At 37.9% G+C, this 6,224-nt stretch carries 5 protein-coding genes; all 5 read left to right on the top strand.

Features of this window, described 5'->3' with window-relative positions; all coding sequences use genetic code 11:
• Positions 1–235 precede the first annotated feature (235 nt).
• The 5 genes from ACN4EE_RS21650 to rnc all read left to right on the top strand — a co-directional run bounded on the left by ACN4EE_RS21650 (position 236) and on the right by rnc (position 6,157).
• Positions 236–745 (top strand): TolB family protein, encoded by a 510-nt coding sequence (locus ACN4EE_RS21650; protein ID WP_431708588.1) that lies wholly within the window; start codon positions 236–238, stop codon positions 743–745.
• A gap of 182 nt (positions 746–927) precedes the next feature.
• A complete protein-coding gene (gene secA, locus ACN4EE_RS21645; RefSeq protein WP_431708587.1) occupies positions 928–3,747 on the top strand; it encodes a preprotein translocase subunit SecA in 2,820 nt (939 codons plus the stop codon).
• Positions 3,748–3,856: 109 nt separating this feature from the next.
• Positions 3,857–4,201 carry a hypothetical protein gene (locus tag ACN4EE_RS21640; RefSeq protein WP_431708586.1) on the top strand — a complete coding sequence of 115 codons (345 nt, stop codon included), beginning with the start codon at positions 3,857–3,859 and terminating at the stop codon, positions 4,199–4,201.
• A gap of 92 nt (positions 4,202–4,293) precedes the next feature.
• Positions 4,294–5,262, top strand: a complete 969-nt coding sequence (gene dusA, locus ACN4EE_RS21635) for a tRNA dihydrouridine(20/20a) synthase DusA (protein ID WP_431708585.1) — start codon at positions 4,294–4,296, stop codon at positions 5,260–5,262.
• Between the two features lie 181 nt (positions 5,263–5,443).
• Positions 5,444–6,157: a ribonuclease III gene (rnc, locus tag ACN4EE_RS21630; RefSeq protein WP_431708584.1), complete on the top strand. Its 714-nt coding sequence runs from the start codon at positions 5,444–5,446 to the stop codon at positions 6,155–6,157.
• Positions 6,158–6,224 lie beyond the last annotated feature (67 nt).

Raw genomic sequence — 6,224 nt, 5'->3', positions numbered from 1 at the left:
TTTTTGCTTCCAGATTTCAGGTAATAATAATAAATCTTGAAATAATCAATTTATGATAGTAAATTATCAAAACTCATTACTTATTACTCTTTACTCATTACTTTCTCTTAACCAAAAATTTAAAAATGAAACAGCCCTGTGGGGGTTAGGGGGGAGCAAATTCGAGTATTCTTTCTTTTTCGAGCATGGTTAGTTCAAAAATATCTATCATTCATAATTACTTTTTAAGTGCTTAATGAAAATATCTCGTTTCATTCGTCTATTTTTGATCATGTTTTTTTTAGGAGGTTGTAGTAACTATCCTCGACTCCTCAGTTTTCCCTTTTCTGATAATACCAGAAGTTTTAATAGTCGCTCATCGGAATTAAATCCCCATATCGCAGGACAATATATTACATTTGTGTCCGATCGAAATGGCTCTCAAGACGTTTATTTATTCGATGCTAAGAATCGGCGTTTAATCGATTTACCCGGTTTAAATTCTATCGATGAAGTAGCGTTAAATCCTTCCATATCTGAAGACGGTAGATATTTAGTCTTTGCAGTGGCAACTCAGGGAAAATCTGGACTTTATCTGTTCGATCGAACTACACAACAAAAACGTCCTTTGATTATGGAACAAAATCGACAAATTCGCAACCCCATGATTAGCAGTAACGGCGAAAAAATCACTTTCGAGATAGCGAATAATGGTCAATGGGATATTATGGTGACAGATATTCGAGGTAATATCCTCAATCAATAATTAGAGACTGCTGAAAAAGTATTTTGCCTACCCTCATCAATAATTTATCATACTCAAAGTACAAGAACCAATAAAATATGTCTTAGATTAACAAGGCTTTTTTAGCACACCTAAATAGTTCTTAACTGAGAAATGATATGATGAAAAGTCAATATTATTTAAAGAAATTATAAAAACTAGGTATGTTTAAAAAGCTATTCGGAGATCCTAACGCTCGTAAACTCAAGAAGTTACAACCCCTCATCGCCGAAATTAACCTCTTAGAAGAAGATTTTAAAAAATTGACAGATGACGAAATGAGGGCAAAAACCGCATCTTTTAAAGAGATGTTAGCTAAAGCCAAAAATCGTGAAGAAAGAGACATTATTTTAGATGAAATTCTCGTAGAAGCCTTTGCCTTAGTTAGAGAAGCAGGGATAAGAGTTTTAGGAATGCGTCATTATGACGTGCAAATGTTAGGGGGAATTGTCTTACACACAGGGCAAATTGCCGAGATGAAAACAGGGGAAGGTAAAACCCTCGTGGCTACTCTACCTGCCTATCTTAATGGTTTAACGGGTAAAGGGGTTCACGTTGTCACCGTTAACGATTACCTCGCCCGTCGTGATGCGGAATGGATGGGGCAAATTCATCGCTTTTTGGGGTTAAGTGTGGGGTTAATTCAAAGTGGCATGACTTCCCCTGAAAGACAGAAAGCCTATAGTGCTGATATTACCTACGCTACTAACAGTGAGTTAGGTTTTGATTACCTACGGGATAACATGGCAACAGACATCTCTGAAGTGGTGCAAAGAGTGCCTAATTACTGCATCATCGATGAAGTGGACTCTATTTTAGTGGATGAAGCCCGTACTCCTTTGATTATATCAGGGCAAGTAGAACGCCCAATGGAAAAATATCTGGAGGCTGCCAGAATTGCTCAATTATTGACAAAACAAGTGGAGGAAGGAGACGGAGGACATTATGAAGTTGACGAGAAAGCTAGAAGTGTGCTTTTAACCGATGAAGGTTTCGGCAAAGCCGAAGAATTACTAGGGGTTAAGGATTTATATGATCAAGAAAACCCTTGGGCACATTATATCTTTAATGCTATCAAAGCGAAAGAATTATTTACCCGTGATGTAAACTATATTGTTCGTAATGATGAAGTAGTTATTGTGGATGAGTTTACAGGAAGGATTTTAGCAGGAAGAAGATGGAGTGACGGCTTACATCAAGCGATCGAAGCCAAAGAAGGCGTGGAGATACAAAAAGAAACACAAACTTTAGCCAGTATCACCTATCAAAACTTTTTCTTACTCTATCCTAAACTATCAGGGATGACGGGAACTGCGAAAACCGAAGAAACGGAATTTGAAAAAGTCTATAACCTTGAAGTAACAATTATACCCACTAATCGACCGTCCGATCGAGCGGATTTACCCGATGTTGTCTATAAAAATGAGATAGCTAAATGGAAAGCCGTTGCGGAAGAATGTCAGGAAATGCACAAAACAGGCAGACCTGTACTAATTGGAACTACCAGCGTAGAGAAATCAGAATTATTAGCTAAATTGTTAGTACAAAAAGAAGTACCCCATCAAATTCTCAATGCGCGTCCTGAAAATGTAGAAAGGGAATCAGAAATTGTCGCCCAAGCAGGAAGAAAAGGGGCAATTACGATCGCAACTAATATGGCTGGACGTGGTACAGACATCATTCTTGGTGGTAACTCCGACTACATGGCAAGATTGAAAATTCGGGAATATTTAATGCCCCAAATTGTCATGCCCGAAAATGATCAATTAATGGTAAGTGTACCCGGTATTGACATGAATAAACGGGCTAAAGGGCAAGGTTTTGGGGCAAATGGTGACGGTAAAAAAGTCAAAAACTGGAAACCCTCCTCCGATATTTTCCCTTGTCAACTATCCCCTGAAACAGAAGCTAAGTTAAAAGAAGCCGTAAAATTTGCCGTTGAAACCTATGGGCAACAAAGTTTATCGGAATTAGACGCAGAAGAAAAAATTGCCGTTGCCGCCGAAAAAGCACCTACCGATGAGCCTGTAATCCTTAAACTCAGAGAGGTATATCGATCGATCCGTAAAGAGTACGATACTCTTACAGACGAAGAACATAAATTAGTAGTGGATAAAGGGGGGTTGCACGTCATTGGTACAGAAAGACACGAATCAAGACGTATAGACAACCAATTAAGAGGGAGAGCGGGGCGACAAGGTGATCCCGGTTCAACACGCTTCTTTTTGAGCTTAGAAGACAATTTATTGCGGATTTTCGGCGGTGATAGAGTAGCAGGGTTAATGAATGCCTTTAGAGTGGAAGAAGATATGCCCATCGAATCAGGGATGTTAACCCGTAGCTTAGAAGGCGCTCAGAAAAAAGTAGAAACCTTCTATTATGATGCTCGTAAAAGCGTTTTTGAGTATGACGAAGTAATGAATAACCAACGTCGTGCTATATATGCTGAACGTCGTCGAGTCTTAGAAGGGAGAGAGTTAAAAGAGCAAGTATTGCAATACGCTACTCAAACGATGGATGAAATAGTCATGGCTTACGTCAATCCCGAATTACCACCAGACGAATGGAATTTAGAAGGATTAGTCAACAAAGCCAAAGAATTTATTTACCTCCTCGAAGATGTCAGCGTCAAAGACTTAGAAGACATGACAGTAACAGAAATGAAAACATTTTTACACGAGGAAGTGCATAAGGCTTATGACTTAAAAGAAAATCAAATCGAGCAACTCCAACCCAGTTTAATGCGTCAAGCCGAAAGATTCTTTATCCTTCAGCAAATTGACACCCTCTGGCGTGAACATTTACAAGCTATGGATGCGTTACGAGAGTCTGTAGGATTAAGAGGCTACGGACAGAAAGACCCTTTAATCGAATATAAACAAGAAGGCTACGAAATGTTTTTAGAGATGATGATTGACATTCGTAGAAATGTCGTCTATTCTTTATTCCAATTCCAACCTCAAGCACAACCCCAAGCAGTTTAATTTAATGAGGAATGAGGAATGAGTAATGAGTAATGAGTAAAAAAGAATTGGGTGTTAATTCTTAATTCTTAATTCTACATTCTTAATTCCTAATTCCTAATTCTTAATAATGCTGAGTCGTGAAAAAAAGTCCGTAAAAATAGTTGCGTTACCTGATACAACTCCCGAAGAAAAAAAGTTTCAACAAGAAAGGCTAAGGGATATTTACTTACTTTTAGAAAACTTAGCATTAAATGAAGAAGCAACCATTAAGCTAATCATTGATTGTCTTTATGACATCGGAATTATTAATATTATAAATAAAAAAATTCCCAATCGATCGATGAACAAATTAGCTAAATTTTTGGCTAAAACTCCTAAACCTTTATTTAAAATAATTGCTTGGCAATGGGTGAAAAAAAATCTACCTACAAGAGTTACTAATTGGCTTCATAATAAAGTGAAATTTAAGTAACAGATACTGGAAAATGCTATACTAAGGTGAAACAAAAGTTTTTCATAGTACAAAAAACTATTAACTTAATTGTCTAATTGCCGATTTAAAAAGTGACTTTATCACCAATTATTAGTATTGCCCCCATGATGGACTATACCGATCGACATTTTCGGTATATTATGCGTAAAATGACCAAAAAAACTCTCCTTTATACGGAGATGATTACCACTCAAGCTATTATACACGGCGATCGATCTAAATTATTAGACTTTAGCGAAGAAGAAAAACCCGTTTCCTTACAATTAGGGGGAGACAATCCCCAACAGTTAGCAGAATGTGCCAAAATTGGGCAAGATTGGGGCTATGATGAAATCAATCTTAACGTAGGTTGCCCTAGTTCGAGGGTACAAAATGGCAACTTTGGCGCTTGTTTAATGGCACAACCTGAGAAAGTCGCCCAAGCAGTAGAAGCTATGCAAAACGCTGTTAATATTCCCGTCACTGTCAAACATCGCATCGGTATTGACGATCGAGATAGCTATGAAGACATGGTATATTTTGTTAAAACCCTCGCTGATAGTGGTTGTCAAAGATTTATTATCCACGCCCGAAAAGCATGGTTACAAGGATTAAGCCCCAAAGAAAATCGAGATATTCCTCCCTTGCGTTATGAAGACGTATATCGCCTGAAACAAGAGTTTCCTCATCTCACCATCGAAATTAATGGCGGTATCAAAACCATTGAGCAAACAAAAGAACATTTAAACTATGTTGACGGCGTAATGATTGGACGTGCCGCCTACGACAATCCCTATCTATTCGCCTATATCGATCGAGACATTTACGGAGATAAGCAAGAAATACTTACCAGAGAGGAAATTATCGAATCTTTATATCCCTATATTGACTTTTGGACATCACAGAAAGTAAAATTAAACACTATCATGCGCCATCTTTTGCAAATTTTTGCAGGACAACCCGGCACAAAGACATGGAAACGATACCTAGCAGAAAATGGAAATACCTTTACTGGAGGCTCAAATATCGTTCGTCTAGCTTTATTGGCTAAGGAAACATAAGACTTACGCACCTGTAACGATATTCTATCATTCCGAGAGTAGTAAAGGAATCTCAAGCCCTTAATTTTTGCACAAGCGCATAATTTCTAAAACAGAAGCAATCTCTGGAATGAAACATTGCTATTTTGTTTAATGTCATAGAAAATCAAAAACCATCGCACTCAAAAATAATCAAGAATACATGGAGATAAAAGATACCAGAAGAAAAAGAGAATTACTGAAACTCTTACAAAGATTAGGCATAGAAGACGTATCAAAAATAAATTGGTCATTATTAGACTTAGCCTTAACCCATCCTAGCATTTCTCTTACCCATAACTACGAACAACTCGAATTTGTCGGGGATGCCGTCGTGCGTTTAGCCTCCGCAGAATTGTTATTAGAAACCTATCCAGAGTTACCCGTTGGAGAATTTGCCGCTATTAGGTCAATATTAGTGAGCGATCGATTTTTAGCAGAAATAGCTCTTGAATATGGTTTCGATTTATACCTTTTGATGACACCCAATATCAAAAACGACAAAGGCGGGAGAATGTCTCGTTTAGCAGATACCTTTGAGGCAGTATTAGGGGCATTATATCAGAGTACCAAAAATATGGACTTAGTTCGATTTTGGCTCGATCCTATCCTACGGGAAAAAGCAGCCCAAGTCCACGCTGATCCAGCACGAGAAAACTACAAAGACGCTCTACAAGAATGGACTCAAGGCAAGTATAAACTTTTACCTACTTATAAAGTGATTCAAAACCCTAACCTCGATAATCAAGATGAGCGTTTTATTGCCGAAGTTTGGTTACAAGATAAATTACTAGGTAAAGGAAAAGGTGCAACCAAAAAAGCCTCTCAACAAGCCGCCGCCCAAAATGCTTTTAATCTTGTAATTGCCAACCCATAATTTAATTCGGGTTTGCTGAAAAAGTATTTTGATGAAGAGAGGGAAGAGCGGATTTGGGAAAAGGGAA

The sequence above is a fragment of the Geminocystis sp. CENA526 genome, from assembly GCF_050753365.1.
Lineage (GTDB): Bacteria > Cyanobacteriota > Cyanobacteriia > Cyanobacteriales > Cyanobacteriaceae > Geminocystis.
The sequence above is the reverse complement of the archived record's forward strand: the minus strand, read 5'-3'. Positions and strand labels throughout refer to the sequence as shown.

Coding starts and splice junctions, on each gene's coding strand:
- ACN4EE_RS21640 (WP_431708586.1), top strand. CDS start 3,857: ATGCTGAGTCGTGAAAAAAAGTCCGTAAAAATAGTTGCGTTACCTGAT.
- secA (WP_431708587.1), top strand. CDS start 928: ATGTTTAAAAAGCTATTCGGAGATCCTAACGCTCGTAAACTCAAGAAG.
- ACN4EE_RS21650 (WP_431708588.1), top strand. CDS start 236: ATGAAAATATCTCGTTTCATTCGTCTATTTTTGATCATGTTTTTTTTA.
- rnc (WP_431708584.1), top strand. CDS start 5,444: ATGGAGATAAAAGATACCAGAAGAAAAAGAGAATTACTGAAACTCTTA.